General features: G+C 71.1%; 22 protein-coding genes. 17 read left to right on the top strand and 5 right to left on the bottom strand.

The genetic code is table 11. The features are described 5' to 3' along the window. The first annotated feature begins 100 nt into the window (after window positions 1-100). Together QTH86_RS14385 and QTH86_RS14380 are read left to right on the top strand one after the other, a co-directional pair. Window positions 101-6,541 (top strand): AAA family ATPase, encoded by a 6,441-nt coding sequence (locus QTH86_RS14385; protein ID WP_286646904.1) that lies wholly within the window; start codon window positions 101-103, stop codon window positions 6,539-6,541. Between the two features lie 49 nt (window positions 6,542-6,590). Then, window positions 6,591-7,208: a TetR/AcrR family transcriptional regulator gene (locus QTH86_RS14380; protein ID WP_286646903.1), complete on the top strand. Its 618-nt coding sequence runs from the start codon at window positions 6,591-6,593 to the stop codon at window positions 7,206-7,208. Between the two features lie 25 nt (window positions 7,209-7,233). Here QTH86_RS14380 and QTH86_RS14375 read toward each other — a convergent pair whose 3' ends face one another. Then, a complete protein-coding gene (locus tag QTH86_RS14375) occupies window positions 7,234-7,587 on the bottom strand; it encodes a response regulator transcription factor (RefSeq protein WP_286646902.1) in 354 nt (117 codons plus the stop codon). A 166-nt stretch (window positions 7,588-7,753) separates the two neighbouring features. Here QTH86_RS14375 and QTH86_RS14370 point away from each other — a divergent pair, with 166 nt between their 5' ends. From QTH86_RS14370 to QTH86_RS14360, 3 genes are read left to right on the top strand one after another with little or no spacing between them, the layout of a single operon-like run. Next, a complete protein-coding gene (locus QTH86_RS14370) occupies window positions 7,754-8,497 on the top strand; it encodes a response regulator (protein WP_286646901.1) in 744 nt (247 codons plus the stop codon). Window positions 8,498-8,539: 42 nt separating this feature from the next. Continuing rightward, window positions 8,540-9,445, top strand: a complete 906-nt coding sequence (locus QTH86_RS14365) for a cation diffusion facilitator family transporter (protein ID WP_286646900.1) — start codon at window positions 8,540-8,542, stop codon at window positions 9,443-9,445. Next, window positions 9,442-9,843 carry a DUF4189 domain-containing protein gene (locus QTH86_RS14360; protein ID WP_286646899.1) on the top strand — a complete coding sequence of 134 codons (402 nt, stop codon included), beginning with the start codon at window positions 9,442-9,444 and terminating at the stop codon, window positions 9,841-9,843. Before QTH86_RS14365 ends, QTH86_RS14360 begins: the two co-directional genes overlap by 4 nt. 167 nt (window positions 9,844-10,010) lie before the next feature. On the opposite strand, the gene QTH86_RS14355 is transcribed toward QTH86_RS14360, so the two are convergent. Next, window positions 10,011-10,472, bottom strand: a complete 462-nt coding sequence (locus QTH86_RS14355; protein WP_286646898.1) for a GNAT family N-acetyltransferase — start codon at window positions 10,470-10,472, stop codon at window positions 10,011-10,013. Window positions 10,473-10,630: 158 nt separating this feature from the next. On the opposite strand from QTH86_RS14355, the gene QTH86_RS14350 reads away from it, so the two are divergent. Genes QTH86_RS14350 through kdpE form a run of 7 tightly spaced genes read left to right on the top strand, consistent with a single transcriptional unit; the run spans window position 10,631 to window position 18,845 of the window. Beyond that, complete coding sequence (locus QTH86_RS14350; RefSeq protein ID WP_286646897.1) at window positions 10,631-10,765, top strand: hypothetical protein; 135 nt, start codon at window positions 10,631-10,633, stop codon at window positions 10,763-10,765. Then, window positions 10,762-10,860 carry a K(+)-transporting ATPase subunit F gene (kdpF, locus tag QTH86_RS14345; protein WP_262073316.1) on the top strand — a complete coding sequence of 33 codons (99 nt, stop codon included), beginning with the start codon at window positions 10,762-10,764 and terminating at the stop codon, window positions 10,858-10,860. The genes QTH86_RS14350 and kdpF overlap by 4 nt, the downstream gene beginning before the upstream one ends. A gap of 1 nt (window position 10,861) precedes the next feature. Further along, a complete protein-coding gene (gene kdpA, locus QTH86_RS14340) occupies window positions 10,862-12,664 on the top strand; it encodes a potassium-transporting ATPase subunit KdpA (RefSeq protein ID WP_286646896.1) in 1,803 nt (600 codons plus the stop codon). A 10-nt stretch (window positions 12,665-12,674) separates the two neighbouring features. Continuing rightward, entirely contained in the window at window positions 12,675-14,774 is a 2,100-nt protein-coding gene (gene kdpB / locus QTH86_RS14335; protein WP_286646895.1) for a potassium-transporting ATPase subunit KdpB, read from the top strand. Between the two features lie 13 nt (window positions 14,775-14,787). Beyond that, the gene (gene kdpC / locus QTH86_RS14330) at window positions 14,788-15,360 is read left to right on the top strand and encodes a potassium-transporting ATPase subunit KdpC (protein WP_286646894.1); all 573 of its coding nucleotides are present in this window, start codon (window positions 14,788-14,790) and stop codon (window positions 15,358-15,360) included. Window positions 15,361-15,369: 9 nt separating this feature from the next. Beyond that, complete coding sequence (locus QTH86_RS14325; protein WP_286646893.1) at window positions 15,370-18,135, top strand: DUF4118 domain-containing protein; 2,766 nt, start codon at window positions 15,370-15,372, stop codon at window positions 18,133-18,135. A gap of 5 nt (window positions 18,136-18,140) precedes the next feature. Next, window positions 18,141-18,845, top strand: coding sequence for a two-component system response regulator KdpE (gene kdpE, locus QTH86_RS14320; RefSeq protein ID WP_286646892.1), 705 nt, complete (start codon window positions 18,141-18,143; stop codon window positions 18,843-18,845). 19 nt (window positions 18,846-18,864) lie between these two features. Here the strand turns inward: kdpE and QTH86_RS14315 are convergent, their stop codons facing one another. From QTH86_RS14315 to QTH86_RS14305, 3 genes are all read right to left on the bottom strand, one after another. Then, window positions 18,865-19,278, bottom strand: a complete 414-nt coding sequence (locus QTH86_RS14315; protein ID WP_286646891.1) for a DoxX family protein — start codon at window positions 19,276-19,278, stop codon at window positions 18,865-18,867. A gap of 3 nt (window positions 19,279-19,281) precedes the next feature. After that, on the bottom strand, window positions 19,282-19,734 hold the full coding sequence (locus QTH86_RS14310) for a hypothetical protein (protein ID WP_286646890.1): 453 nt from the start codon (window positions 19,732-19,734) through the stop codon (window positions 19,282-19,284). A 109-nt stretch (window positions 19,735-19,843) separates the two neighbouring features. Then, window positions 19,844-21,493 (bottom strand): adenylate/guanylate cyclase domain-containing protein, encoded by a 1,650-nt coding sequence (locus QTH86_RS14305; protein WP_286646889.1) that lies wholly within the window; start codon window positions 21,491-21,493, stop codon window positions 19,844-19,846. A gap of 57 nt (window positions 21,494-21,550) precedes the next feature. Between QTH86_RS14305 and QTH86_RS14300 the strand changes: the two genes are divergently transcribed. The 5 genes from QTH86_RS14300 (at window position 21,551) to QTH86_RS14280 (ending at window position 26,343) form a co-directional block, all read left to right on the top strand. Next, window positions 21,551-22,270, top strand: a complete 720-nt coding sequence (locus QTH86_RS14300) for a Crp/Fnr family transcriptional regulator (protein WP_286646888.1) — start codon at window positions 21,551-21,553, stop codon at window positions 22,268-22,270. A 115-nt stretch (window positions 22,271-22,385) separates the two neighbouring features. Continuing rightward, on the top strand, window positions 22,386-23,069 hold the full coding sequence (locus tag QTH86_RS14295; RefSeq protein ID WP_286646887.1) for a GntR family transcriptional regulator: 684 nt from the start codon (window positions 22,386-22,388) through the stop codon (window positions 23,067-23,069). A gap of 198 nt (window positions 23,070-23,267) precedes the next feature. Continuing rightward, window positions 23,268-24,248, top strand: coding sequence for a Bug family tripartite tricarboxylate transporter substrate binding protein (locus QTH86_RS14290; protein WP_286646886.1), 981 nt, complete (start codon window positions 23,268-23,270; stop codon window positions 24,246-24,248). A gap of 36 nt (window positions 24,249-24,284) precedes the next feature. After that, the gene (locus QTH86_RS14285; protein WP_286646885.1) at window positions 24,285-25,883 is read left to right on the top strand and encodes a gamma-glutamyltransferase family protein; all 1,599 of its coding nucleotides are present in this window, start codon (window positions 24,285-24,287) and stop codon (window positions 25,881-25,883) included. Between the two features lie 115 nt (window positions 25,884-25,998). Further along, window positions 25,999-26,343, top strand: a complete 345-nt coding sequence (locus QTH86_RS14280) for a hypothetical protein (protein WP_286646884.1) — start codon at window positions 25,999-26,001, stop codon at window positions 26,341-26,343. Window positions 26,344-26,536 lie beyond the last annotated feature (193 nt).

The raw sequence follows: 26,536 nt of genomic DNA, 5'->3' as shown, positions 1-26,536 counted from the left end.
TCGCCGGCTGGTCACAATGCCGGGCGGACGGTCGCCCTCCAATGCAGGCGCGCCGTCCCGATCGAATGGCGCAAGGAACCTCACACATGCTGGACGGACGATGGCAGATCTGCAGCGCAACGGCGTGACCGCCGGCGGGGCGCGACCGCCGAGCCGCCTGGTCGACCGCACGCTGCGCAGCGACGCCCAACTGCTGCTGGCGCGGCGGACCGCCTCCGGCGGCGGTGCGTCGGTGCTGATCCTGCGCACCGTCGCGGCCCGCCCCGGCGCCGCGCTGCGCGAGCGGCTGCGCCACGAGTACGCACTGCGCGAGCGGCTGGACGACGGCTGGGCCGCGCGGCCGATCCACCTCGACCTGGACGCCGAGCACCCCGCGCTCACGCTCAGCGACCCGGGCGGCGAGCTGCTGTCGCGCCGCATGGGCGGGCCGTGGCCGGTGCGTGCGGCGCTGCGCGTGGCCGTCGGCATGGCCGCGGCGCTCGGGCAGCTGCATGCGCGCGGCCTGATCCACAAGGACATCCAGCCTGGCCATTTCTTCGTCGACGTGGCGGCGGCGCGGGCCTGGCTCACCGGCTTCGGCCTGGCCTCGGCGCTGCCGCGCGAACAGGCCAGCGCGGCGCCCTCGGACATCATCGCCGGCACGCTGCGCTACATGGCGCCGGAACAGACCGGCCGCATGAACCGCTCGGTCGACGCGCGCAGCGACCTGTACGCGCTGGGCGCGACCTTCTACGAGATGCTGACCGGCGTCGCGCCCTTCCAGGTCACCGACCCGGCCGCGCTGATGCACGCGCACCTCGCGCAGCAGCCGGTCGCGCCCGGCGTGCGCGTGCCCAGCCTGCCGGCCACGCTGTCGCGCGTCGTCATGAAGCTGCTGGCCAAGGCCGCGGAGGACCGCTACCAGACCGCCGCGGGGCTCGAGCTCGACCTGCGGCGCTGCCTGTCGGACTGGGAGCAGCAGGGCAGCCTCGACGACTTCGTGCTCGGCACCGCCGACGTGCCGCGGCAACTGCTGGTGCCCGAACGCCTCTACGGCCGCGAGCGCGAGGTCGCCGCGCTGCGCGCCGCCTTCGACCGCGTGGCCGACCAGGGGCGGGTCGAACTGGTGCTGGTGCGCGGGCCCGCGGGCATCGGCAAGTCGTCGATGGTGCGGGAGCTGCAGCGCGCACTGCTCGGCTCGGGCGGGCTGTTCGCGTCGGGCAAGTTCGACCAGTACACCCGCGATGTGCCGCTGGCCACGCTGTCGCAGGCGCTGCAGGGCCTGCTGGGCATGGTGCTCGGGCGCCCCGAGCCCGAACGCGCCGCGTGGCAGGCCGCGCTGCGCACCGCGGTCGAGCCGCACGGCCACTTCGTCGCCGGGCTGCTGCCGCAGCTCGAGACGCTGATCGGCCCGCAGCCCGAAGGGCCCGAGCCCTCGTCGCAGGACGCGCAGGCCCGCTTCCACCAGGTGTTCCGGCGCTTCCTGCAGGTCTTCGCGCAGCGCGCCCATCCGCTGGTGCTGTTCCTCGACGACCTGCAATGGGCCGACCGGGCCACCAGCGACCTGCTGGTGCAGCTGCTCGCGGCCCCCGAGGGCGCGCACCTGCTGCTGGTCGGTGCCTGCCGCGATGCCGACGGAGATGCCGCCCCGGCCGATGCGCCGGGTGTGCTCGCACGGCTCGACGCGATGCGCAGCGACGGCGCACCGGTCAGCGAGATCGCGCTGCGCCCGCTCGACGTGGCGGACATCGGCTGGCTGGTGGCCGACACGCTGCGCACCGACACGCACCGCGTCGTCGCGCTGGCGCGGCGGGTGCACGAGCGCACCGGCGGCAACCCCTTCTTCACGGGCCAGTTCATCACCGAACTGGCCGACGAGCACCTCTTGCTCTACGACGCGTCGACCGCGCGCTGGACCTGGGACATGGCGCGCATCGACGCGCTGGCCGAGGTCGATCCGGGCGCCGACGGGGTGGTCGCGCTGATGACGCAGAAGCTGCAGCGGCTGCCGGCCGCCACGCGCGCCGTGCTGCAGCAGCTGGCCTGCCTCGGCGTGCAGGCCGAGACCGTGGCGCTCGCGACCGCCGCGTCCTGCGACGCCGACACGCTGCGCGCGCTGTTGCATCCGGCGGTCGCGGCCGGCCTGCTGCTGCAGCGCCAGAGCCTCTGGGCCTTCCCGCACGACAAGGTGCGCGAGGCGGCGTATGCGCAGATCGCGCCCGCCGCACGGCCACGGCACCACCTGCAGATCGCCCGGCGCATGCTGGCCGCCATGCCGTCGCCGGATGCGCGCATCGCCGCCGTCTTCGACATCGTCGACCAACTCAACCGGGGCGCCGGGGCCATGACCCGCCAGACGGAGCGCGAGCAGGCGGCCGAGCTCAACCTGATGGCCGCGCACCGCGCACGCCGGTCGGCTGCCTATGGCTCCGCCCTGGGTTACCTCGGCGCCGGCATCGCGCTGCTGACCGACGCGTCGTGGCAGCGCCGCCATGCAATGAGCTTCGAGCTGCACCTGGTGTGCAGCGAATGCGAACTGCTCGCCGGCCTGACCACGCAGGCCGACCCGCGCCTGGCCGCGCTGCTGCCGCGCGCCCGCACCCGGGTCGAACGCGCCGCGGTGTACCGCCTGCGCGTGGTGATGCACGTGCTGTGTTCGGACTACGCCCGTGCGGTGGCCGAGGCCATCGCGTGCCTGGCCGATTTCGGCATCGAGCTGGTGCCGCACCCGAGCGATGCGCAGCGCGACGCGGCCTATGCCGACGTGCTGATGCGCCTGGGCGACCGGCCCATCGCGTCGCTCGCCGAGCTGCCGCGCGCGGTCGACCGCGATGTCGAAGCGGCGATGGCCGTGCTGTCCGAACTCTTCGCGCCGGCTTGCTTCACCGACGAGCGCCTGGCCTTCGTCCACCTGTGCCACATGGTGCGGCTGAGCCTGGCACACGGCATCACGCCCGGCTCGGCGCAGGGCTTCGCCTGGTTCGGCATCCTGCTGGGCCGCTTCTACGGCCGGCACGACGACGGCCTGCGCCTGGCCCAGCTGTCGCAGACGCTGGTGGCGCGCCACGGCTTCGGCGCGTACGAGGCCAAGAGCCTGTTCTCGCTGGAGATCGCCAGCGGCTGGACGCGTCCGCTGGAGGTCGCGGTGCGCCTGGCGCGTGCCACCTTCAGCACGGCGGCCGCGCAAGGCGACATGGCCGTGGCCTGCTTCGCCTGCCACCACGTGGTGAACGACCTGCTGCTGCGCGGCCACCCGCTCGACGCGGTGGCGCGCGACATCGACACCGGCCTGGCCTTCGTGCGCAAGGCGGGCTTTCGCGACGTGGTGGACGAGCTGCTGTCGCAGCAGCGCTTCGTGCAGGCGCTGCGCGGCCGCACGGCCAGCATCAAGAACTGGGACGGCGACGGCTTCGACACCGCCGCGTTCGAAGCTGCGCTCGGCCCCGGCCGCATGCCCACGATGGTCTTCTGGCACTGGCTGCTGCGCGCCCAGTCCTTCTTCATCGCCGGCCGGCCCGAACGCGCCTGGGACGCGTCGCTGCGCGCCGAAGGCTGGCTCTGGTCGGCGGTGCACGTGCAGTGCGCCAACCAGCCGTACTTCGCTGGTCTGGCCCTGGCCAGCCTGCCCGACGAAGAGGCCGCGCGCGTGGCCGACCGGCCGCAGCGTCTGCGTGGCTACCGCGACCAGCTCGCCGGCTGGGGCAGCCACGCGCCCGCCACCTTCGCCGACAAGGTGGCGCTGCTCGACGCCGAGATCGCGCGCCTGGAAGGCCGCACGCTCGACGCCGGCCGGCTCTACCAGCGCGCCACCGACCTGGCGCGCACCCAGGGCCTGCTGCACAACGAAGCCATCGCCAGCGAACTCGCGGCCCGCTTCCACGCCGGCGAAGGCCTGGCCACCGTGAGCGAGACCTACCTGCGCAGCGCGCGGCATGCCTACCTGCGCTGGGGCGCCGACGCCAAGGTGCGGCAGCTGGAGCAGACCTTCGCCTTCCTGCGGCACGAGCCGGTGACGGGCAGCGACGTGGCGCCGGACTTCGAGCTCTCGGCCGAGCGCATCGACCTGGCCGCGATGATCCGCGTCTCGCAGGCGCTGTCGGGCGAGATCGTGCTCGACCGCCTGAGCGACACGCTGCTGACCGCGGCCATCGGGCATGCCGGTGCGCAGCGCGGGCTGCTGGTGCTGTCCGAAGGCGGCGCCTGGCGCGTCGAGGCCGAGGCGCACACGCGCCGGGACGGCGAGGGCGTGGTGGTCGACTTCCGTCGCACGGCGCTGGCCGAGCACGACATGCCCACCACCATGCTGCAGCACGTGGTGCGCACCCGCAAGCGCATGCTGCTCGACGACGCGTCGGTGGCGCAGATGCTGACACCGCAGGGCCCCGACCGTCGGGACGAGCGCGCCGGTCGCCGCTCGGTGCTGGCGCTGCCGCTGGTGCGACAGGGCCAGCTGCTCGGCCTGCTGTACCTCGAGAACAACCTGGCGCCGCGCGTCTTCACGCCCGAGCGGCTGAGCCTGCTCGAGGTGATGGCATCGCAGGCGGCGATCTCGCTGGAGAACGCACGGCTCTATGCCGACCTGGCGCGCGAGAACCACGAGCGCCGCGTGGCCGAGCGCGAGAACGCGCGCGTGCAGGCTGCGCTGCAGGACAGCGAGCTGCGCTTTCGCCGCATGGCCGACGCCACGCCCGACGTGATCTGGATCACCGAGCTCGTGCCCGAGCGCGTGGTCTACGCGAGCCCGAGCTTCGAGCGCATCTGGGGCCGCAAGGTGGAAGACCTGTACCGGGAGCCGCACCTGTGGATCGACAGCATCCACCCGGCGGACCGCGGCCGCATCGGCGAGACCTTCGGCCAGTGGCTCGGCGGCGGCGGCCAGGGGCCGTGGAGCGCGGAGTTCCGCGTGGTGCGGCCCGACGGCGCGGTGCGCTGGATCCACGAGCGCGGCGTGCTCATCTCCGACGGCCAGGTGCAGCGCGTGAGCGGCATCTCGACCGACATCACCGAGCGCCGCATGGCCGAGGCGGCGCTGCGCGAATCGGAAGAGCGCTTCGCGCTCGCGGTGGCGGGTGCCAACGACGGCATCTACGACTGGGACATCCTGAGCGACCAGATGTTCATGTCGGAGCAGGCCCAGCGCCTCTACGGCATCGAGCTCGGCCCGACCCTGCGCACGCGCTGGGAATGGCTGATGCTGGTGAAGATCCATCCCGACGACGTCGCCGTGCGCAGCGAGAAGATCTTCGGCTACCTCGAGGGCCGCCTGCCCACCTGCGATGGCGAGTGGCGCATGCTGCACCCCGACGGCGTCTACCGCTGGCTGCGCATCCGCGGCGTCTGCGTGCGCGACGCCAGCGGGCGCGCGACCCGGTTGGCCGGCTCGGTCAGCGACATCGACCTGCAAAAGCGCGCCGAGGCGGCGTTGCAGCAGACCCAGCGGCTGGAGGCGGTTGGCACGCTGGCCGGCGGCATCGCGCACGACTTCAACAACATCCTCGGCGCGATCCTCGGCTTCGGCGAGATGGCGCTGCGCGGCACGCGCGCCGGCAGCCGCACCCGGCGCGACATCGAGTTCATCCTCACGGCCGGCGAGCGCGGCCGCGCGCTGGTCGAGCGCATCCTGGCCTTCAGCCGCAGCGGCCTGACCGAACGCGTGCCGGTGCATGTCGAGGGCGTGGTGCAGGAAGCGCTCAACCTGCTGTCGGCCAATCTGCCCGACGGGGTGCGCGTGCAGGCCGATCTGCGCGCCGGCGCTGCGGCCATTCGCGGCGATGCGACGCAGATGCACCAGGTGCTGATGAACCTGGCCACCAACGCGCTGCAGGCCATGCCCGGTGGCGGCACGCTGTGCATCGGCCTGGCGCCGCAGCGGCTCGCGCAGCCGCGGGTCGCGAGCACCGGCACGCTGGCGCCGGGCGAGTACCTGGTGCTGTCGGTGGCCGACACCGGCGCGGGCATCGGCCCGGAGAACCTCGCGCGCATCTTCGACCCCTTCTTCACCACCAAGGACGTGGGCTCGGGCACCGGGCTGGGCCTGTCGCTGGTGCACGGCATCGTGTCGGAGTTCGGCGGCGCGCTCGACGTGCGCACCGCACTCGGCGAGGGCAGCACCTTCACCGTGTACCTGCCACGCATCGACGACATGCCGCTGCCGGTCGACGGTGCACCGCACGCCTTGCCGCGCGGCGCACACGAACAGGTGCTGGTGGTCGACGACGAGGAGGCGCTGGTGCGCCTGGCCACCGACACGCTCACCGGCCTGGGGTACGTGCCGGTCGGCTTCACGTCGAGCGAGGAGGCGCTGGCTGCCTTCACGGCACACCCGGACCGCTTCGATGCGGTGCTCACCGACGAGCGCATGCCGGGCCTGTCGGGCGCCGAGCTGATCCGTGCCCTGCGCCAGGTGCGGCCCAGCGTGCCGGTGGTGCTGGTGAGCGGCTACCTCGGTGCCGCGGTGGTGCGGCGTGCGCGCGAGGCCGGGGCCGACGCGGTGCTCGGCAAGCCCGTGGCCCGGCACGAATTGGCGAGCGCGCTGGCGCGGGTGCTGGGCACCGCGACCTGAGCCATCCACAAAAAAGTACAGTTGGGTTTCGTCAAACAATGAGAGCGCAATGAAGGTACTCACCGAAGCGCGTCGCACGGCCATCGTGGAAGCGGCGAGTCAGCTGTTCCAGGAATTCGGTTTCGAAGGCGCCTCCATGAACGAACTGGCCAGCCGTCTGCAAGGCTCCAAGGCCACGCTCTACCGCTACTTCCCGTCGAAGGAGGCGTTGTTCGGCGCGGTGGTCCGGTGCCTGGCCACCTCGCATCTGTCCGAGGCTGTGGAAGAAATCCAGCGCGAACCGGAGGTGCCGGTGCCCATCGCCGACGTGCTGGTGCGTTTCGGGGAACGGATGCTGATGGTGCTGACCAACGATACGTGCGCGCTCGCGGTCTACCGCATGGTGGTCGCGGAGGCCGGCCGCTCGCCGGTCGGCGAGCTGTTCTACGAGGCCGGCCCGCGCGAGAGCGTGAAGGCGCTCGCGATCCTGCTGAAGAAGGCGATGGAGCGTGGCGAGGTGCGCCGCGCCGATCCGCATGTCATGGCGCTGCACTTCCTGGGGCTCGTGACCTCCGAGACCGACCTTCGGCTGTACCAGCAGAACCCGCCGCCGCTGTCGGCGCGGCAGATCACGGCGATGGTCGAACGCGCGGTCGACATGTTCCTGGGCGGTGCGGCGCCGCGCTGACCGGGCGTGGACGATTCACGGCTTCTCAGGCCATCGCCGTCTCGACCGCCTGCATCAGTTCGCCATGGGTGAAGGGCTTGGGCAGCACGGCGGTGGCGCCGAGCAGGCCGATCAGGGGCGCCGACGCGCCCTGGCCGCGGCCCAGGCGGGCCGAGAGCAGGATCAACGGCACATGCTGCAGCGCCTTGAGCCGGCGCACCAGCGGTGCCGCCGAACGCGGGCTGGACACGTTGGCGATGACCAGGTCGACCTGCAGGTCGGCCAGCGTGCCGGGCTGCGCCACCGTCACTGTGTGGCCGGCCTCCGTCAACCACTGCACGATCAATTGGCGGATGAGGTCGTCGCTCTCGACGACGGCGATACGGTAGGCATGGGGCACGGTGGCGACTGTCTCTTTCCGATGGGGCGCAGGGGCATGGCCGATGCGCGTGTTGTGGCGCCATTGAAAACCGGCTTCGACCACTTTGCATGCCCGACGGATGGCCCGATGTGTCATCGGACACAGAGGGCGCGTGAGATGATCCGGGCCTGAGGGAAAATGAGCCATGCATGAGAGCGGCGAGACCGGTTTGACGCACGTCCTTGCCGTGGACGACGACCAGTCCGTGCGCGACCTCATCACGACTTATCTGGGCGACTACGACATGCGTGTCACGGCGGTGCCGGACGAGCGCGAGATGTCGAAGGTGCTGACGCGCGAGGCGGTCGACCTGGTGCTGCTGGACCTGCGCCTCAAGGGCGAGGACGGCATGGACATCGCGCGCAAGCTGCGGGCCACGTCCAAGCTCCCGATCATCATCCTCACCGGCCGCCAGGACGATGCCGACCGCGTGATGGGCCTCGAGCTCGGCGCCGACGACTACCTCACCAAGCCCTTTTCGCCGCGCGTGCTGCTCGCGCGCATCCGTGCACTGCTGCGCCGCACCCGCATGCACGAAACGCTGGCCGACACGGTGGCGAACATCCGGGCCTACCGCTTCGCCGGCTGGGACCTGAACCTGCGCCTGCGGCGCCTGACGGCGCCCGACGGCCGCACCGTGCCGCTGCGCAATGGCGAGTTCAACCTGTTGATCGCCTTCCTGTCGGCGCCCCAGCGCGTGCTGGCGCGCGAGCAGCTGCTCGACCTCTCGCGCCTGCACAACGCCGAGGTGTACGACCGCTCGGTCGACGTGCAGGTCGGCCGGCTGCGCCGCAAGATGGAAGCCGACCCGCGCGCGCCGACGCTCATCGTCACCGAGCGCGGTGCCGGCTACGTGTTCAAGGCGGCGGTCGCCGTGGTGCGCGATTAGGGCCTACAGCCGGTTGGCCATCGAGCGGCTAACCTCGGGGCCATGGCCGAATCCCGCATTGCCATCTATGGCGCCATTGCCGCCAACGTGGCGATCGCCATCACCAAGTTCACCGTCGCCGGCATCACCGGGAGCTCGGCCATGCTGTCCGAAGGCATCCACTCGGCGGTCGACACCTTCAACGGCGTGCTGCTGCTGGTCGGCCTCAAGCTGAGCCAGCGGCCCGCCACCGACGAGCATCCCTTCGGCCACGGCAAGGAGCTGTATTTCTGGAGCCTGATGGTCGCGGTGCTGATCTTCGGGTTGGGCGGTGGCGTGTCGTTCTACGAAGGCATCCAGCACATCCGAGACCCCGAACCGCTGACCGACCCGATGTGGAACTACATCGTGCTGGGCGCGGCGGCGCTGTTCGAGGGCGCGAGCTTCGTGATCGCGCTGCGGCAGTTCCGCGGGCAATCGCGCGGGCGGCCCTTCTGGAACGCGCTGCATGCCAGTAAGGACCCGAGCACGTACACGGTGCTGGCCGAGGACGGCGCGGCCTTGGCCGGGCTGGGCGTGGCCGCGCTGGGCATCTACCTGAGCCATCGCTTCGGCATCCCCGAACTCGACGGCGCCGCCTCGGTCGTCATCGGCCTGCTGCTGGCCGGGGTGGCGGTGCTGCTGGTGCGCGAATCGCGCGGGCTGCTCATCGGCGAAGGCCTCCGGCGCGAGACGGCGCAGGCCATCCGCACGCTGGCGCGCGCCCAGCCGCGGGTGCGCGACGTCGGCCGCATCCTGTCGATGTACATGGGGCCCGAGGAGGTGCTGGTCACCGTCGATCTCGACTTCGAACCCGGCACGCGCACCGAGGAGGCCGCGGCGGCCATCACGGTCATCCAGCAGCAGGTGCGCGCGCGTTATCCCATGATCCGGCGACTTTTCATCGAGGCCGGCGAGGCCCCCGCATGACGGCTTTCCCTTTCAGACATTCCCTGACGCACGCGCTGCTGGCCATCGCCGGGCTGGCGCTGGGCGCGACGCCCGCGTCGGCCGCCGCGCCCAGCTGGGGCGCGATCGCCGCACGTCCCGGCGGCTATGGCTATGCGTTCAACCAGTCCAGCCGCGCCGCGGCCGAGCGCGTGGCGCGTGCCCAGTGCGAGGGCGCCGCCGAACGCTCGACGCGCTGCGAGGTGCGCGTCTACTTCGACCGCAGCTGCGCGGCGCTGGCCACCGGCAACTTCGGTGAATGGGGCACGGCCGTCGGGCCGGACCGCAAGGCGGCCGGCCAGGCCGCGGTGTCGCAATGCGACGGCCACCTGCCGACCGAACCCTGCAAGCTCGCGGTCAGCGTCTGCTCGCTGCCCTGAGAAGCTGCGAACGAATCATCCACGCCGCTCGACGCGCCCTGACGGCGCCCCTCGTCGTTGCAAATGCTCGCCATAGCCTCAGCTATGGCTGCGCTTTGCGCCTCGATGGACGCCGCCCTGGCGCGCCGCTCGGACGCGGCCAATTCATTCGCAGCCTCTGAGCGGTGTTACAGCAGCTTGCGGTAGACCAGGAAGCCCGACTTGTCGGCCACCTGGTCATAGAGCCGCATGGCCGTGTGGTTCGTCTCGTGCGTCTGCCAGTACACCCGCCCGGCGCCCGCCTCGGCGGCAGCGCGGTAGACCTCCTCGATGAGCGCGCGGGCCACGCCCTGGCCGCGCGCGGCCTCCACGGTGAAGAGGTCTTGCAGGTAGCAGGTCGGATTCAGCTGGATCGTGCTGCGGTGAAAGAGGAAGTGCACCAGCCCGACGAGTCCGTCGGCGCCTTCCGCGACCCGTGCGTGCATCGGTTCTCGCGTGTCGAGAAAACGGGACCAGGTGGCACGGGTGATCGCCTCGGGCAAGGCCGTCTCGCCGCTGCGCCCGTAGAAAGTGTTGTAGCCGTCCCAGAGCGGCTTCCAGGCCGCGAAGTCGGTGTCTGCGATGGGGCGGATGCGGATGGGAGAAGGCACGGGGGTTTCCGGTTGGTCTGTCGGGCGAGGGGTGAGTGCGGCTGCGCAGCCGCCCGCCCATTTTTACGCCTTCTTTACGGCACCGCGCCGCCTCTGTTCCCCGTTTTTACGGGCCTTTGCCGAGACTCACGGCCGTGTCTCGACCAGAGGAGTGACAGATGGACATCGTATGGATTGCGGCAGTCGCCGTGTTGTGGGTAGCCGTTGCCGAGATGGTGGTGGGGCTGAACAAGCTCGCGTCGCCCAAGGGCCGGGAGAAGGCGCAAGCGGCGTCGTCGGGAGCGCGGCCGTGATCAGCCTCGACGTCCTTTATGGCGCGGGCGGCCTGATCGCCGTCATCCTCTTCGCCTACCTCGTCTTCGCGCTGATTTGCGCGGAGGAGTTCTGACATGACCACCTCCGCCTGGGGCCTGCTGGTCCTGCTGCTGGTCGCGCTGGTCGTGCTCGGCTGGCCGCTGGGCCGCTTCATCGCCGCGCTGTGCGACGGCCGCCTGCCGCGCTGGATGCAGCGCGTCGAAGCGCCGTTCTACCAACTGGCCGGCGTCTCCGCCGACCGCTCGATGCACTGGCGCACCTACGCCTTCGCGCTGCTGGCCTTCAATGCCATCGGCGTCTTCGCCGTCTATGGCCTTCAACGCCTGCAGGCCGCGCTGCCGCTCAACCCGGCCGGCATGGCCGCGGTGTCGCCCGACTCGTCGTTCAACACGGCGCTGAGCTTCGTCACCAACACCAACTGGCAGGGCTACGCCGGCGAGGCGACCATGAGCTATCTCACGCAGATGCTCGGCCTCACGGTGCAGAACTTCCTGTCGGCCGCCACGGGCATCGCGGTGGCCTTCGCGCTGGCCCGCGGCTTTGCTGCGCGCAACACCGACGGCCAGGGTTCGGTCGGCAACTTCTGGGTCGACATCACCCGCATCACCACCTGGCTGCTGCTGCCGATCTCCTTCGTGCTGGCGGTGTTCTTTGCCGGCCAGGGCGTGATCCAGAACTTCGACGCCTACCGGACCATCACCACGGTCGAGGCCACGGCCTACCAGACGCCCAAGCTCGACGCCGCCGGCCAGCCGCTGAAGGACGCGGCCGGCGCGCCGATGATGGAAGACGCCAGCACGACGACGCAGACCCTCGCCATGGGCCCGGTCGCGTCGCAGGAGGCGATCAAGATGCTCGGCACCAACGGCGGCGGCTTCTTCAACGCCAACTCGGCGCACCCGTACGAGAACCCGACGGCGCTCACGAACTTCGTGCAGATGCTGGCGATCCTGCTGATCCCGGTGGCACTGTGCTTCGCCTTCGGCCGCGTGGTCGGCGACCTGCGCCAGGGCTGGGCGGTGCTGGCCGCGATGACGGTGCTGTTCGTCGCCGCCGTGGTCGTCATCATCCCGGCCGAGCAGGCGGGCAACCCGTTGCTGCAACCGCTGGGTGTCGACCAGATGGCGTCCGCCCTGCAGGCCGGCGGCAACATGGAAGGCAAGGAAACGCGCTTCGGCATCACCGCGTCGGCGCTGTTCGCCGCCATCACCACGGCCGCGTCCTGCGGTGCGGTGAATGCCATGCACGATTCGTTCACGCCACTGGGCGGCATGGTGCCGATCGTGCTGATGCAGCTGGGCGAAGTCGTCTTCGGCGGCGTCGGCAGCGGGCTCTACGGCATGCTGATCTTCGCGATCCTGGCGGTGTTCATCGCGGGCCTGATGATCGGCCGCACGCCCGAGTACCTCGGCAAGAAGATCGAGGTGCACGAGATGAAGCTCACGTCGATCGCCATCCTCATCACGCCGATCGTCGTGCTGGCGGGCACGGCGCTGGCGGTGAGCATGGGGCTGGGCAAGGCGGGCATCGCCAATCCGGGTGCGCACGGTTTCTCGGAAATCCTCTACGCCTTCACCTCGGCCGGCAACAACAACGGCAGCGCCTTCGCGGGCCTGTCGGCCAACACGCCGTACTACAACGCGCTGCTCGGCGTGGCCGTGTGGATCGGTCGCTTCGGGATGATCGTGCCGGTGCTCGCCATCGCCGGCGCGTTGGCCGCGAAGAAGCGCCTGCCGGTCACGGCCGGCACCATGCCCACGCACGGCCCGCTGTTCGTCGTGCTGCTGGTGGGCACCGTGCTGCTGGTCGGCCTGCTCAATTACGTGCCCGCGCTCGCGCTGGGTCCGGTCGTCGAGCACCTGATGCTCTGGAAGTGAGGGTCGCACCATGACCTCGAAAACTGCAAGTTCCCTTTCGCTCTTCGACATGGCGCTGGTCAGGCCCGCGCTGTGGGGCGCCGTCGCCAAGCTGAGCCCGCGCGTGCAATGGCGCAACCCGGTGATGTTCATCGTCTACATCGGCAGCATCCTCACGACCTTGCTCTGGGTGCATGCGCTGAGCTTTCCCGGTGACACGGGCATGCCGCCGGCCTTCGTGCTGGCCATCACCATCTGGCTGTGGTTCACGGTGCTGTTCGCCAACTTCGCCGAAGCGCTGGCCGAAGGCCGCAGCAAGGCGCAGGCGGCGTCGCTGCGCGGGCTGCGCAAGGACACCTGGGCCAAGTTGCTGAAGGAGCCGTTCCATGGGTCGACCTTCCTGCCGGAGCAGGCGCCGAATCTCCGCAAGGGCGATGTCGTGCTCGTGGAAACCGGCGACGTGATCCCGCTCGACGGCGAGGTGATCGAAGGCGTGGCCTCGGTCGACGAGAGCGCCATCACCGGCGAATCGGCCCCGGTGGTGCGCGAGTCGGGCGGCGACTTCTCGGCCGTGACCGGCGGCACCCGCGTGCTGTCGGACTGGCTGGTGGTGCGCATCTCGGTGAACCCGGGCGAATCCTTCCTGGACCGCATGATCGGCATGGTCGAAGCCGCCAAGCGCCACAAGACGCCCAACGAGATCGCGCTGACGATCCTGCTGGTCGCGCTGACCATCGTCTTCCTGATGGTCACGGTCACGCTGCTGCCCTTCTCGGTGTTCAGCGTGAGCGCGATGGGCACGGGCTCGGTGGTGTCGCTGACCGCGCTGGTCGCGCTGCTGGTCTGCCTGATCCCGACCACCATCGGCGGCCTGCTGTCGGCGGTGGGCGTGGCCGGCATGAGCCGCATGATGCAGGCCAACGTGATCGCGACTTCGGGCCGCGCGGTGGAAGCCGCCGGTGACGTCGACGTGCTGCTGCTCGACAAGACCGGCACCATCACGCACGGCAACCGCCAGGCCAGCGCCTTCGTCGCCGCACCGGGCGTGACGGCCGAGCGCCTGTCGCGTGCCGCGCTGCTCGCATCGCTGGCCGACGAGACGCCGGAAGGCCGCAGCATCGTCGAGCTGGCCCGCCGCGGCGGCATCGACGACCGGGCTGTCGAAGAGGCCCGCTTCGTGCCCTTCACCGCACAGACGCGCATGAGCGGCGTCGACCTGCCGGCCGCGCCGAACAGCCTCGACACCGACGCCATCGCGCTGCGCAAGGGCGCGGTCGATGCCGTGCGCAAGCATGTCGAGGCGCTGGGCGGCCACATGGCGCCCGAGGTGCTGCGCGCCGCGGACGAAATCGCGCGCCGCGGCAGCACGCCGCTGGCCGTGGCCGAAGGCAACCGCGTGCTCGGCGTCGTCGAGCTCAAGGACATCGTCAAGACCGGCATCCAGTCGCGCTTCGCCGAGCTGCGTGCGATGGGCATCAAGACGGTGATGATCACCGGCGACAACAAGCTCACCGCCGCCGCCATCGCGGCCGAGGCGGGCGTCGACGACTTCCTGGCCGAGGCCACGCCGGAAGACAAGCTGGCGCTGATCCGAAAGTACCAGGCCGAAGGCCGGCTGGTCGCGATGACCGGCGACGGCACCAACGACGCACCCGCGCTGGCGCAAGCCGACGTGGCGGTGGCGATGGGCAGCGGCACGCAGGCCGCGAAGGAGGCCGGCAACATGGTCGACCTCGACTCCAACCCGACCAAGCTGCTCGAGGTGGTCGAGACCGGCAAGGCCCTGCTGATGACGCGCGGCTCGCTCACCACCTTCAGCATCGCCAACGACGTGGCGAAGTACTTCGCCATCATCCCGGCGATCTTCGTGAGCACCTACCCGCAGCTCGGCGCGCTCAACGTGATGCAGCTGGCGAGCCCGTCGTCGGCCATCTTGAGCGCGGTGATCTTCAATGCGCTGGTGATCGTGTTCCTGATCCCGCTCGCGCTCAAGGGCGTGCGCTACCGGCCGGTGGGTGCCGCCGCGCTGCTGCGTCGCAACCTCGCCATCTACGGCCTCGGCGGCTTGGTCGTGCCCTTCATCGGCATCAAGCTGATCGACTGGCTGCTGGTCGCCGTGCACCTCGTCTAAGGACATCGCCATCATGAAAACCATTCTTCGTCCCGCGCTCGTGCTCTTCGTGCTGTTGAGCGCACTGACCGGGCTGCTCTATCCGCTGGCCGTCACCGGCGTCGCGAAAGCGGTGTTCCCCGACCAGGCCGCCGGCAGCCTGATCGAACGCGACGGCCAGGTCATCGGCTCTCGATTGATCGGCCAGAACTTCGCCGACCCGAAGCACTTCTGGGGCCGGCCGTCGGCCACGGCGCCGATGGCGTACAACGCCACCGCGTCGGGCGGTTCGAACCAGGGGCCGCTGAACCCGGCGCTGGTCGATGCGGTCAAGGGCCGTGTCGAGGCGCTGCGTGCGGCCGACCCGGGCAACACGGCGCCGGTGCCGGTCGACCTGGTCACCACCTCGGCCAGCGGGCTCGACCCGGACATCAGCCCGGCCGCGGCCGCCTACCAGGCGAGCCGCGTGGCCCGCGCGCGTGGCCTGCCGGTCGAGCAGGTGAACACGCTGATCGCGCGCCACACCGAAGCGCCCTTCGGCGGTTTCCTCGGGGAACCGCGCGTGAACGTGCTGGCGCTGAATCTGGCGCTCGACGCCATGCAGTAAAACCCCCGAATGGACGTTCCCCGCCCCGACCCCGACGCGCTGCTCGCGCAGATGCGCAGCGACGACGCCCGCGCCCGCCGCGGGCGCCTGCGCATCTACTTCGGCGCGAGCGCGGGCGTCGGCAAGACTTGGGCGATGCTCACGGCCGCGCAGCGCGAACGCGCCGCCGGCCGCGACGTGCTCATCGGCGTGGTCGAGACGCACGGCCGCAGCGAGACGGCCGCGCTGCTAGCCGGCCTCGACCGCCTGCCGCTGCGCGACATCGCCTACCGCGGCCGCACGCTGGCCGAGTTCGATCTCGACGCGGCGCTGGCCCGCCAACCCGCGGTGCTGCTGGTCGACGAGCTCGCGCATTCCAACGCGCCGGGCTCGCGCCATGCCAAGCGCTGGCAGGACGTGCAGGAGCTGCTGGCCGCCGGCATCGACGTCTGGTCGGCGCTCAACGTGCAGCACCTCGAAAGCCTCAACGGCACGGTCGGCGCCATCACCGGCGTGCGGGTGCACGAGACGGTGCCCGACACCGTGCTCGACGAGGCCGACGAGGTGGTGCTGGTCGACGTCACGCCCGACGAGCTCACCGCGCGCCTGGCGGCCGGCAAGGTCTACCTGCCCCAGCAGGCCGAGCGCGCGGCGCAGAACTTCTTTCGCAAGGGCAACCTGATCGCGCTGCGCGAGATCGCCTTGCGCCGCACCGCCGAGCACGTGGAAGACGACGTGCGCGGCTGGCGCGTCGAGCAATCGGGCCCGAACGGCGATGCGGGTCCGCAGGCCTGGAACACCTCGGGCGCGATCCTCGCCTGCGTCGGCCCGCACGAGGGCGCGGCGCAGACGGTGCGCACCGCCGCGCGACTGGCCGGCCAGCTCAACGTGCGCTGGCATGCCGCGTATGTCGAGACGCCGGCGCTGCAGCGGCTGCCCGCCGCGCAGCGCGACCGTATCCTCGCCGTGCTCAAGCTGGCCGAGGAACTGGGCGCGGCGACCGCGGTGTTGACCGGTGCCGACGTGGCGCAGGCGTTGATCGCGCAGGCGCAGCGGTTGAACTGCGCGACGCTGGTGGTCGGTCGCGCGGCGCCGGCGGCGGGCTGGCGCCGGTGGTGGCCGTCGGCCTCGCTCACCCGGGCGCTGGCGCGACTGGAGCCCGCGCTCGACATCGTCGAGACGGCGCGTTCGGAGAGCTCGCGCCGCCTCGGCCGCACCCTGCTCGGCGCCGCGCGCGACGTGGCGACCGGCGACGGCATGCCTGACGATGCCGACCGGCCGCATGCACGCTGGCCCGGCTACGTGTGGGCCGCGGCGATGGGGGTGGCCGTCACGCTGGTCGCGACGCCGCTGTCGGGTGTGTTGGAGCAGGTGAACATCGTGATGCTGTTCCTGCTCGGCGTGGTCGGCATCGCGATGCGCTTCGGCCGCGGCCCGGCCGCGCTGGCGGCGCTGCTCAACGTCGCGGCCTTCGATTTCTTCTTCGTCTCGCCGCGCTTCTCGTTCGCGGTGGGCGACGTGCAGTACCTCGTGACCTTCGTCGTGATGCTCGGTGTCGGACTGCTGGTGGGTCAGCTCACGGCCGGTCTGCGCTTTGCGGCCGGCGTGTCGACCAGCCGCGAGCGGCGCGCGCAATCGCTGTTCGAGCTCACGCGCGAGCTCTCGGCCGCGCTCGAAAGCGCGCAGGTCGTCGAGCTCGGCGCGGCGGCGGTGCGGGGCCACTTCGGCGGCCAGGCGCTGGTGCTGGTGACCGATGCGAACGACCGCCTCGTCATGCCCGCATCGCCGCCACCCGGCTTCGATGCCAGCGTGGCTGACTGGGCTTTCCGTCAGGGCCAGCCGGCCGGTCTCGCCACCGCCACACTGGCCGCGCAGCCCTGGCACTACGTGCCGCTGAAGGCGCCCATGCGGGTGCGCGGCGTGCTCGCGCTCGAACCCGCACAGCCGCGCTGGCTGCTGATCCCCGAGCAGGCGCAGCAGCTCGAGACGCTGGCGCGCCAGATCGCCATCGCGCTGGAGCGCGTGCACTACGTCGAGGTCGCGCAGCAGGCCGTGGTCGAGATGGAATCGGAACGCCTGCGCAACACGCTGCTGGGCGCGATCTCGCACGACGTGCGCACGCCGCTCACGGCGCTCATCGGCCTGGCCGAGTCGCTGCAGACGGCCGGCCCCGGTGCATCCGATGCGCGCGACGAGACGGCGCAGGCCATCGTCGCGCAGGCCCGCGCGCTGCATGCGCTGGTCAACAACCTGCTCGACATGGCGCGGCTCGAAGCGGGGGGCATGGGCGGTTCGGTGCAGCTGCGGCGCGACTGGCAATCGGTGGAGGAGGTGGTCGGCGGGGCCATCCGCTCGGCGCAGCCGGCGCTGGGCGAGCGCACGGTGCAGACCGCGCTCGCACCGGACCTGCCGCTGGTCGAGTTCGATGCGGTGCTGATCGAACGCGTGCTGGTCAACCTGCTCGAGAACGCCGCCAAGTACGGTGCGCCGCCGATCGTCGTCGGTGCGCACGCGACCGCCGATGCGCTGGTGCTGTCGGTGCGCGACCACGGCCCGGGCCTGCCGGCGGCGCTGCGCGGCCGCGAGCAACTGCTGTTCGACAAGTTCACGCGCGGCCAGACAGAATCGGCCACGCCGGGCGTCGGCCTGGGGCTGGCGATCTGCAAGGCCATCGTCGGCGCGCATGGCGGCGAGATCACGGCGGCGAACGCATCGGGCGGCGGCGCAGAATTCACGGTGACGCTGCCGCGCCGCACGCCCCCCGCATCGGCCGAAGCCGACGATCAACCTTCCTGAGCGCCATGTCCCAACCTACCGCCATCGTCATCGAGGACGAACCGCAGATCCGGCGCTTCGTGCGCGGCGCGCTGGAATCCGAAGGCTGGCTGGTGCACGAGGCCGGCACCTTGCGCGACGGCCTGGCGGCGGCCGGCACGCGCCAGCCCGACCTGCTCGTGCTCGACCTGGGCCTGCCCGACGGCGACGGCGTGGGGCTGATCCGCGACGTGCGCGGCTGGTCGGCGGTGCCGATCATCGTGCTGTCGGCGCGCATCGACGAGGCCGACAAGATCGCCGCGCTCGACGCGGGGGCGGACGACTACCTGACCAAACCTTTCGGCACGGGCGAGTTGCTGGCGCGCGTGCGCGCCAACCTGCGCCGGCCGCGCGCCGCGGCGGGCGGTGCGGCGAACGGTGATGCGGGCGAGCCGCTGTTCCGCTTCGGCGAGATCGAGGTCGACCGCGCCGCGCGCCTGGTGCGCCGCGCGGGCGCCGAGGTGCACCTCACGCCGACCGAGTACCGCCTGCTCGGCGTGCTGGTGGCGAACGCGGGCCGCGTGATCACGCAGCGGCAGCTGCTGCGCGAAGTGTGGGGCCCCTCGCATTCGGAACAGAGCCACTACCTGCGCATCTACATGGGCCACCTGCGGCAGAAGCTGGAGGCCGATCCGGCCCAGCCGAAGCACCTGCTGACCGAAACGGCCGTGGGCTACCGGCTGGTGCCTTGACGACGTTCGGGCGCGGGGCTCACTGCCACCAGCGGGTGGCGGGCCTGCCCACGCGCAACGGGCCGGCGCCCTGCAGCGCGATGACCAGCGCGCTCAGCAGGAAGAAGGCCTGCAGCTCCAGCGCCCAGCCGCCGCTCTTGGACAGCGTGAAGAACTGGCTGGTGTGGGCCAGCAGCAGCGCCACGACCATGTGGAAGGCGATCACCAGCGCGGCCGGCCGGGTGAACAGGCCGACCAGCACCAGCACGGGTGCCAGCACCTCGCCGACGTAGACGAGGTGGCCGATGGCGGTCGGCAGGCCGGCGGCGCCGACCATGCGGTAGATGCCGTCGGCGCCGTTGAAGACCTTCCACAGGCCGTGCACGAGCAGCAGGCCGCCGAGGGTAAGGCGAAGCAGCAGTTGGCCGAGTGCGTCGGTGCGTGCGGTGTTCATCGCTTACTGCGCCGCGGGCGTGGCGTGGCCGGCGGCGGCGCTGCCGGTGGCGCCCTGCACACGTTGCAGTTCGGCGGTGTAGACGCCGCTGTGGCGGGCGCGCTGGTAGGCGGCGACCTGCTGGGCGTAGCGCGGGGCGTTGCTGTCGGCGGTGTCGGCCAGCGAGGCCGTTTCCAGGCCGGCGCGGCGCCACAGGTTCAGGTCGGCCTGCACTTCGGCGCGGCTGAGCGTGCCGACGGCGCTGCCGGCCGAGGCCTGCGTGCCGACCCAGGCTTCGGGCGTTGCGGCAGCGATGCGGGCGCTGCGCTGCAGGTCAGCGGCGACGTCGGCACGGGTCACGGCACCGGTGGCGGCGATCGGCGTACCGACCCAGGCTTCGGCGGGCACCGTCTGCGCGGCGGCGGTGCCGGCGGCCAGAAGGAGGGCGGAGAGGGCGAGGAAGTGCTTGGCATGCATGGTGAAGGTCCTTGTCGTTGTGGGCGCCGTCGCCGATGGGGGCGATGGCTAGACAACGAAGTCTCTTCGCCGGCGCCGCCGGGCGATGTGCGCTGGCGCACGCTTTTCCTCAGGTCGTGGGAGGCGCGGGCCGTGCCGGGCGCGGCACGTGCAGCACCTCGAGCGGCTCGATGCGGCCGCGCAACTGCACGGTGTGCGGGCTGCCCCATCGATCCGCCATGCCGGCTTGCTGCGCGGCGAACACCGAAACCACCAGCCGCGCATCGGCGGCCTTCGAATGGTCCTGCAGCCGGCTCGCGGTGTTCACCACTTCGCCCACGGCGGTGAAGGTGGTCGTCTCGAGGTAGCCCACTTCGCCGACGGCGGTGCGCCCGGCGTGCAGGCCCATGCCGAAGTCGAGCCGGTGGCCGAACTGCGCCTCGAAGCCATCGCCCCAGGCGTCCATGCGCTCGCCGATCCGCGCGGCGGCATCCATGGCCTGGCGGCAGGCCGTGGGCAGGTCGACATCCAGCCCGAAGATCGCCATCACGCTGTCGCCGATGAACTGGTTGGGCACGCCGCCGCTCTCGCGCACGGCGGCGCCGACGATGGCGAAGTAGCGCTCCAGCAGGTAGGCCAGGTCGAAGGGCCACTGGTTTTCCGACAGGCCCGACCAGCGCCGCAGGTCGACGAAGAGGATCGCCACGTCGCGCTCGCGGCCGAAGCGGGCCGGCTGCGTGGCGGCGCCGGTCTCGAACAGCGGCGTGACCGTGAGGTCGCCCTGCGGCCGCAGCTGGCAGGCCAGGCGCACGTCGGCCGGTGCGCGCACGCGGGCCAGCGTGCGGCGCTCGTCGCGGCCGGGGGCGTCGAGGTGTTCTGCCGGGCCGCTCACCCGCACGCGGCAGGTCGAGCAGCGGGCCCGGCCGCCGCACACCGACAGGTGGGCGATGCCGTGCGCGCGGCTGGCTTCGAGCACGCTCCAGCCGCGCGGCACATGCACGCTGCGTTCGGGGTAGCGCAGCACGATCGACGCACCGGGCCGGCGCGCGCGGCGCAGGCGCAGCCCGCGGGCCGCGAACACGGCGAGCAGCAGCAGGCCGTAGAACAGTTCGATGTGGCGCTCGGCCCGGTCGATCGCCAGGCCCTGCGCCGGCGTGGGCACCTGCGGCGGCATCACGCCGGACCATTGCAGCTCGCGGCCCATGCCGAGGAAGCCGGCCGCGGCCAGCACCGGCAGCAGCATCGCTGCCACGAGCAGCAGGTGCGAATGCCGCCGGTAGCCGGCCCGCGCCCGCAGCGCCAGGTGCACGCCCAGGCAGCCATGCGCCCAGGCGGCGGCCATCAGGGCGAACTGGCCCCCCGCGCCGCCGACACTCCACAGCCCACGCACCACGCGCGCATACGAGGGCTGCAGCGCGAAGGCTTCGTAGGCCCAGCGCATGGCACTCAGGTGCGACGCCAGCAGCAGCGGCAGCGAGAAGCCCAGCAGCAGCCGCACCGCCTCGATCGGCGGCATGCGCAGGCTGCGGCGCTCCCACACGCCCTGCAGCGCCAACACCAGGTGCGTGGTGGCCGCGCCGTACAGCAGCAGCGTGCCCGGCAGGCTGTGCCAGAAGCCGTGCACCGTGTGCAGCACCGCCTCGGCGAAGGCCAGCGACACCAGGCCCAGCGCATGGTTCAGCAGATGGCCGGTGACGTAGCCCAGCAGGATCAGGCCGCTGGTCCACCGCAGGTTCCGCCGTGTGGGGAGGGTGAGGCGGGGCGGGGAACGGACGGGCATGCAGGCGGCTCGAAGGGGCGCCCGAGCATAATCCGCGCGCCCTGGCGCCCCTCACGCATGCCCCACACCACCGTCCGTTCTTCCCTTGCGCTGCGTCGGGTCGCCCTGTTCGACGCGCTGCCCGACGACCGGCTCGACCGCGTGGCGCAGGCCTGCCGCTGGCAGAGCGTCGAGGCCGGCCAGTCGCTGGTGCTGCGGGCGCAGGACGAGGGCGACGTCTACTTCATCGTGTCGGGGGGCGTGCGCATCACCACCTACGCGGCCAGCGGCCGCCAGGTCACCTTCCGCGACTGCGGGGAGGGCGAGCTGTTCGGCGAACTGGCGGCCATCGACGGCGGCCCGCGCTCGGCCGACGTGCTCACGCTGCAGCCCAGCGTGCTCGCGAGCCTCGCGCCGGCCGACTTCCGCGCGCTGCTGCGCGAGGAGCCGCTGCTGGCCGAGCGCGTGATGCTTCGGCTGGCGTCGCTGGTGCGCCAGCTGTCCGAACGCATCATCGACCTCAGCACGCTCGAAGTGCCGCAGCGCCTGCAGGCCGAGCTGCTGCGCATGGCGCAGGCCACCGGCGTGGCCGACAACCGCGCCCGACTGGAGCCGTCGCCCAAGCATGCGGCGCTGGCCAGCCAGATCAGCACCAACCGCGAACAGGTCACGCGCGAGCTGAACGCGCTGGTGCGCCAGGGCGTGCTTCACAAGGACGGCAAGGCGCTGGTCGTGGCCGACGTGGCGCATCTGGTGCGCGCCGTGGCGAACGCGCGCGGCGCCGCCGCCTCGTCCTGACCGCCCCCCGAAGGCTTGCACCGGCACGCCAACCCACCTAGACTTCATCCATGTATATGTGGATACAAAGTTACATTCAGCATGGTTCGGCCGGGGCACTGGCCGGAGGCCGCGCATGACGGACATCCATCGCCTGACCGGTCTCACGGCCTCGTTTACCGCCGAGGAAGAGGCCTACAGCCACATCATCCAGCGCATCCGCAGCGGGCAGTACCGCGCGGGCGACCGCCTGATTCCCGAGGAAATCGCCATCGAGATCGGCACCAGCCGCATGCCGGTGCGCGAAGCCTTCCGCCGGCTGGCGACCGAAGGCCTGGTCGACATCCGGCCGCACCGCGGGGCGGTGGTGCGCAAGCTGTCGACCGCCGAAATGGTCGAGGTGTTCCAGATGCGCGCCGTGCTGGAAGGCCTGGCGGCGTGGGTGGCTTTCCCCACGATCCAGGAAAAGCACATTGCGGTGCTGGCCGATTTGATCCGGCAAATGGAATTGGCCGAGGATGATGTCCAGGAATGGGTGTCGCTGCATCGTCAATTCCACGAATACCTCTGCTCGTTGAGCCACAACCCCCGCCTGATGCGGCAGATTTCATCCCTGCATTCGGTGGTCGAGCCGCACATGCGGCTGTGGCTGGAAAAGTCCGACCGACCCAACCGCTCGCGCAGTGCGCACGGCTACATCATCGATGCCTTGCGGGCCGGCCCGGCGGAGGAGGTCGAGAAAGTGCTGCGCCAGCATGCCGAACGAACCATCGCGAGCCTGGAGAAATTCATGGCGCCGGAGTCGCCGAAAAAAGCGTAGCGCCTTCCTTCATGCACGCAATCGGTTCGGGAAATACGCACCGATTCATGCGCCACGTGCAATTCAGTGCAGGCGATCTCCGGATCTGCGTGCGAATTGCGTATTTCCGAAATTGCGGCAATTCGAGACATTGATTCAGGCATGCTAATTGCGCAATTGCAGATGTTCCTTTTTTCCACCATCTGCAAGAGGTATGCAATGACATTGCGCTCGCTCCAACGCTGCGTCGCGCTCCTGGCGGCGGTTTTCGCGTCCCACGGCATGGCCCAGACGCCGGCCACCCCCTGGCCCACCCAACCCGTCAAGATCATCGTCCCCTTTGGCGCAGGGGGCGGCACCGACCAGCTGACCCGCCTGATCGCCAACGGCCTGACGACCGACCTGCAGCAGAGCTTCGTCGTCGACAACAAGCCCGGCGCGGCCACGCTCATCGGCAGCGAGCTGGCGGCCCGCGCGCCGGCCGACGGCTACACGCTGCTGATGTCGGGTCCGGCGTCGATGGTGACGAACCGCTTCACCTTCAAGAAGCTCAACTACAGCCCCGAAGCCTTCGAGAAGGTGGCGCTGGTCGCCTACACGCCCAACATGCTGGTGGTGAACCCGGCGATGCCGTTCAAGACGGTGCAGGAAATGGTGGCCTACGCCAAGGCCAACCCGGGCAAGCTGACCTATGCGTCCTTCGGTGCGGGCACCACCTCGCACCTGGCCGGTGAAATGCTGCGCGCCGTGGCGGGCATCGACATCCTGCACGTGCCGTACAAGGGCGCGGCGCAGGCGCTGCCGGCGGTGGTGAGCGGCGAGGTGTCGATGTTCTTCGACACCATCGTGACCAGCATGCCCTTCGTCGCCGACGGCAAGCTGCGCGCGCTGGGCGTGACCAGCCCGCAGCGCTCGTCTATCGCACCGGCCATCCCGACGATCGCCGAGCAGGGCTACCCCGACTTCGACGTGGTGGTTTGGTACGGCATCGTCGCGCCCCAGGGCACGCCCAAGCCCATCCTCGACAAGCTCGACGCATCGCTGACCAAGCTCATGAAGGACCCGGACTTCAAGCTCAAGTTCGCCGCCGCCGGCGCGGAGCCCGCCGTGGGCGGCCGCAAGGAATTCGAGTCGGTCATCGCCAAGGAACTGGTCAAGACCGAGCGGCTGGTCAAGCAATCCGGCATGACCATGCAGTAGCGCCCCCTCCACTTTTTGTCCCTCACCCAACGATCCATGAACTGGTCCCTTCCCCATCCGTCCGGCCGGCAGCCGGTGCTGGCGCGCAACGTCGTCGCGACCTCGCAGCCCCTGGCCGCGCAGGCCGGTGCGGCCGCCTTCGCCCGCGGCGGCAATGCCATCGACGCCGCGCTGGCGGCGGCCATCACGCTGACCGTGGTCGAGCCGGTCATGAACGGCATCGGCGGCGATGGCTTCGCACTGGTGTGGGAGGGCGGCCGGCTGCACGGCCTCAACGCCTCGGGCCGATCGCCCGCCGGTTGGGACCCCGCGCGCTTCAAGGGCATGAGCGCCATGCCGGCCCGCGGCTGGGACACGGTCACCGTGCCGGGCCAGGTGGCGGGCTGGGCGTCGCTGTCGGAGCGCTTCGGTGCGCTGCCTTTCGACGACCTGTTCGTCGACGCGATCCGCCATGCGCGCGACGGCTTCCCGGTGAGCCCGGTGATCGCCGGGCAGTGGGCCGAGTCCGTCCGCGACCTGCACACCTACCCCGGCTTCGAGGCCTTCATGCCGCGCGGCCGCGCACCCGCCGTGGGTGAGGTCTGGCGCTTCGCGCAGCAGGCCGACACGCTCGAAGAGATCGCACGCACGCGGGGCGAATCCTTCTACACCGGCCGGCTGGCGCGCGAGATCAGCGCCTTCGCCGCGTCGCATGGCGCGGCGCTGGGCCTGGCCGACCTGGCGTCGCACCGCAGCGAGTGGGTCGAGCCGATCAACGTCGGCTTCCGCGGCCACGAGGTGCATGAGATCCCACCGAACGGGCAGGGCATCGCGGCGCTGATGGCGCTGGGCATGCTGGAGCACCTGCCCTATGACGACACGGCCATCGGCTCTGCGGCGCGCATGCACCTGGAGATCGAAGCCATGCGCCTGGCTTTCGCCGACCTGCAGACCCACGTGGGCGACCCGGCGCACATGCGCCTCACGTCGGCACAACTGCTGGAGCCCGCCTACCTGCGCGAACGCGCGCGCCTGATCGACCCGAAGCGCGCCGGGCGCTACGCCGCTGGCGCACCGCCGGTGGGCGGTACCGTCTACCTGTGCACGGCCGATGCCGAGGGCCGGATGGTGTCGTACATCCAGTCGAACTACCGCGGCTTCGGCTCGGGCCTGGTCGTGCCGGGCACCGGCATCGCGCTGCACAACCGCGGCTCGGGCTTCGTCACGACGCCGGGCCATGTGAACGAGGTGGCGGGCAACAAGCGCCCGCAGCACAGCATCATTCCGGCCTTCCTCACCCGCGGCGACCAGCCCGTGATGGCCTTCGGCGTGATGGGCGGCAACATGCAGGCGCAGGGCCATGTGCAGATGGTGCTGCGGCATGTCGTCGAAGACCTCAACCCGCAGGCCTGTTCCGACGCGCCGCGCTGGCGCATCAACGACGCTGCCACGCTGACGGTCGAGCCGACCGTTCCCGACGCCGTGCTCGAAGGCCTGCGGGCGATGGGCCATGCGCCCGAGAAGACGGTACCGGGCAACCTGCTCTTCGGCTCCGCGCAGCTGGCGCAGCGCCTGCCGGCCGGTCCCGATGGCGACGGCATCGTGTACGCGGCCGGCTCCGACCACCGGCGCGACGGGCAGGCCGTGGGCTGCTGAGCGCGCGCCGGCGCGGCGCATTGACGCCTTCTTTACGCCGCCGCCCGGAGGCTTTGCACCGTTTTGACGGGGGCTTTCCGACACTGGCTTCCTGTTTATTTCCAGCAGGAATGCCATGGCCTATGCCGCCTACCGGGAGCCTCCCGGTGCCACCCCCGCCGTCCGCGAGACGGCGTTCCGCGTCCTCGATGTCACGGTGGCCTCGGTCGATGCCTGTCGCGTCCGCCGGGCGTTGGCGGCGTGCGAGGGGGCGGGCGTGCTGCGCTGCGAACCGCTGCTGCGGGCCAGTGCGGCCTGCGAGCATGCCGCGCCGCGCGTGCGGCTCATGGTGCGCCTGCCGCTGTCGCGTTATGCCGACGTGCTCCACGGCGTGCTGGCCTGTGTGCCGGACGGCGAGATCGGGCCGCTGACAAGCTGGCGCCTGCACCTCCAGCGTTGCGGGGTCGCCCATGGCGGGTGAGCTGCTGCGCGCGCTGTGCGCGCTCGCGACCGTCTTCATTCCGCTGGCGGTTGCCGGCGTGTCGGTGTACTGGCGCGCCCACCGTGCCAGGCGCCGCGCGCGCCATGTCGGACACCTCCTGCAACCTCGATCTGCACCGTCTGGTCGCATCGGCTGAGGGGTCGTGGCACCGTTCCGGGGCGATCAAAAACCG

This window comes from Variovorax sp. J2L1-78 (assembly GCF_030317205.1).
GTDB lineage: Bacteria > Pseudomonadota > Gammaproteobacteria > Burkholderiales > Burkholderiaceae_C > Variovorax > Variovorax arabinosiphilus.
The sequence above is the reverse complement of the archived record's forward strand: the minus strand, read 5'-3'. Positions and strand labels throughout refer to the sequence as shown.

Coding starts and splice junctions, on each gene's coding strand:
- QTH86_RS14385 (WP_286646904.1), top strand. CDS start 101: ATGGCAGATCTGCAGCGCAACGGCGTGACCGCCGGCGGGGCGCGACCG.
- QTH86_RS14380 (WP_286646903.1), top strand. CDS start 6,591: ATGAAGGTACTCACCGAAGCGCGTCGCACGGCCATCGTGGAAGCGGCG.
- QTH86_RS14370 (WP_286646901.1), top strand. CDS start 7,754: ATGCATGAGAGCGGCGAGACCGGTTTGACGCACGTCCTTGCCGTGGAC.
- QTH86_RS14365 (WP_286646900.1), top strand. CDS start 8,540: ATGGCCGAATCCCGCATTGCCATCTATGGCGCCATTGCCGCCAACGTG.
- QTH86_RS14360 (WP_286646899.1), top strand. CDS start 9,442: ATGACGGCTTTCCCTTTCAGACATTCCCTGACGCACGCGCTGCTGGCC.
- QTH86_RS14350 (WP_286646897.1), top strand. CDS start 10,631: ATGGACATCGTATGGATTGCGGCAGTCGCCGTGTTGTGGGTAGCCGTT.
- kdpA (WP_286646896.1), top strand. CDS start 10,862: ATGACCACCTCCGCCTGGGGCCTGCTGGTCCTGCTGCTGGTCGCGCTG.
- kdpB (WP_286646895.1), top strand. CDS start 12,675: ATGACCTCGAAAACTGCAAGTTCCCTTTCGCTCTTCGACATGGCGCTG.
- kdpC (WP_286646894.1), top strand. CDS start 14,788: ATGAAAACCATTCTTCGTCCCGCGCTCGTGCTCTTCGTGCTGTTGAGC.
- QTH86_RS14325 (WP_286646893.1), top strand. CDS start 15,370: ATGGACGTTCCCCGCCCCGACCCCGACGCGCTGCTCGCGCAGATGCGC.
- kdpE (WP_286646892.1), top strand. CDS start 18,141: ATGTCCCAACCTACCGCCATCGTCATCGAGGACGAACCGCAGATCCGG.
- QTH86_RS14315 (WP_286646891.1), bottom strand. CDS start 19,278: ATGAACACCGCACGCACCGACGCACTCGGCCAACTGCTGCTTCGCCTT.
- QTH86_RS14310 (WP_286646890.1), bottom strand. CDS start 19,734: ATGCATGCCAAGCACTTCCTCGCCCTCTCCGCCCTCCTTCTGGCCGCC.
- QTH86_RS14305 (WP_286646889.1), bottom strand. CDS start 21,493: ATGCCCGTCCGTTCCCCGCCCCGCCTCACCCTCCCCACACGGCGGAAC.
- QTH86_RS14300 (WP_286646888.1), top strand. CDS start 21,551: ATGCCCCACACCACCGTCCGTTCTTCCCTTGCGCTGCGTCGGGTCGCC.
- QTH86_RS14295 (WP_286646887.1), top strand. CDS start 22,386: ATGACGGACATCCATCGCCTGACCGGTCTCACGGCCTCGTTTACCGCC.
- QTH86_RS14290 (WP_286646886.1), top strand. CDS start 23,268: ATGACATTGCGCTCGCTCCAACGCTGCGTCGCGCTCCTGGCGGCGGTT.
- QTH86_RS14285 (WP_286646885.1), top strand. CDS start 24,285: ATGAACTGGTCCCTTCCCCATCCGTCCGGCCGGCAGCCGGTGCTGGCG.
- QTH86_RS14280 (WP_286646884.1), top strand. CDS start 25,999: ATGGCCTATGCCGCCTACCGGGAGCCTCCCGGTGCCACCCCCGCCGTC.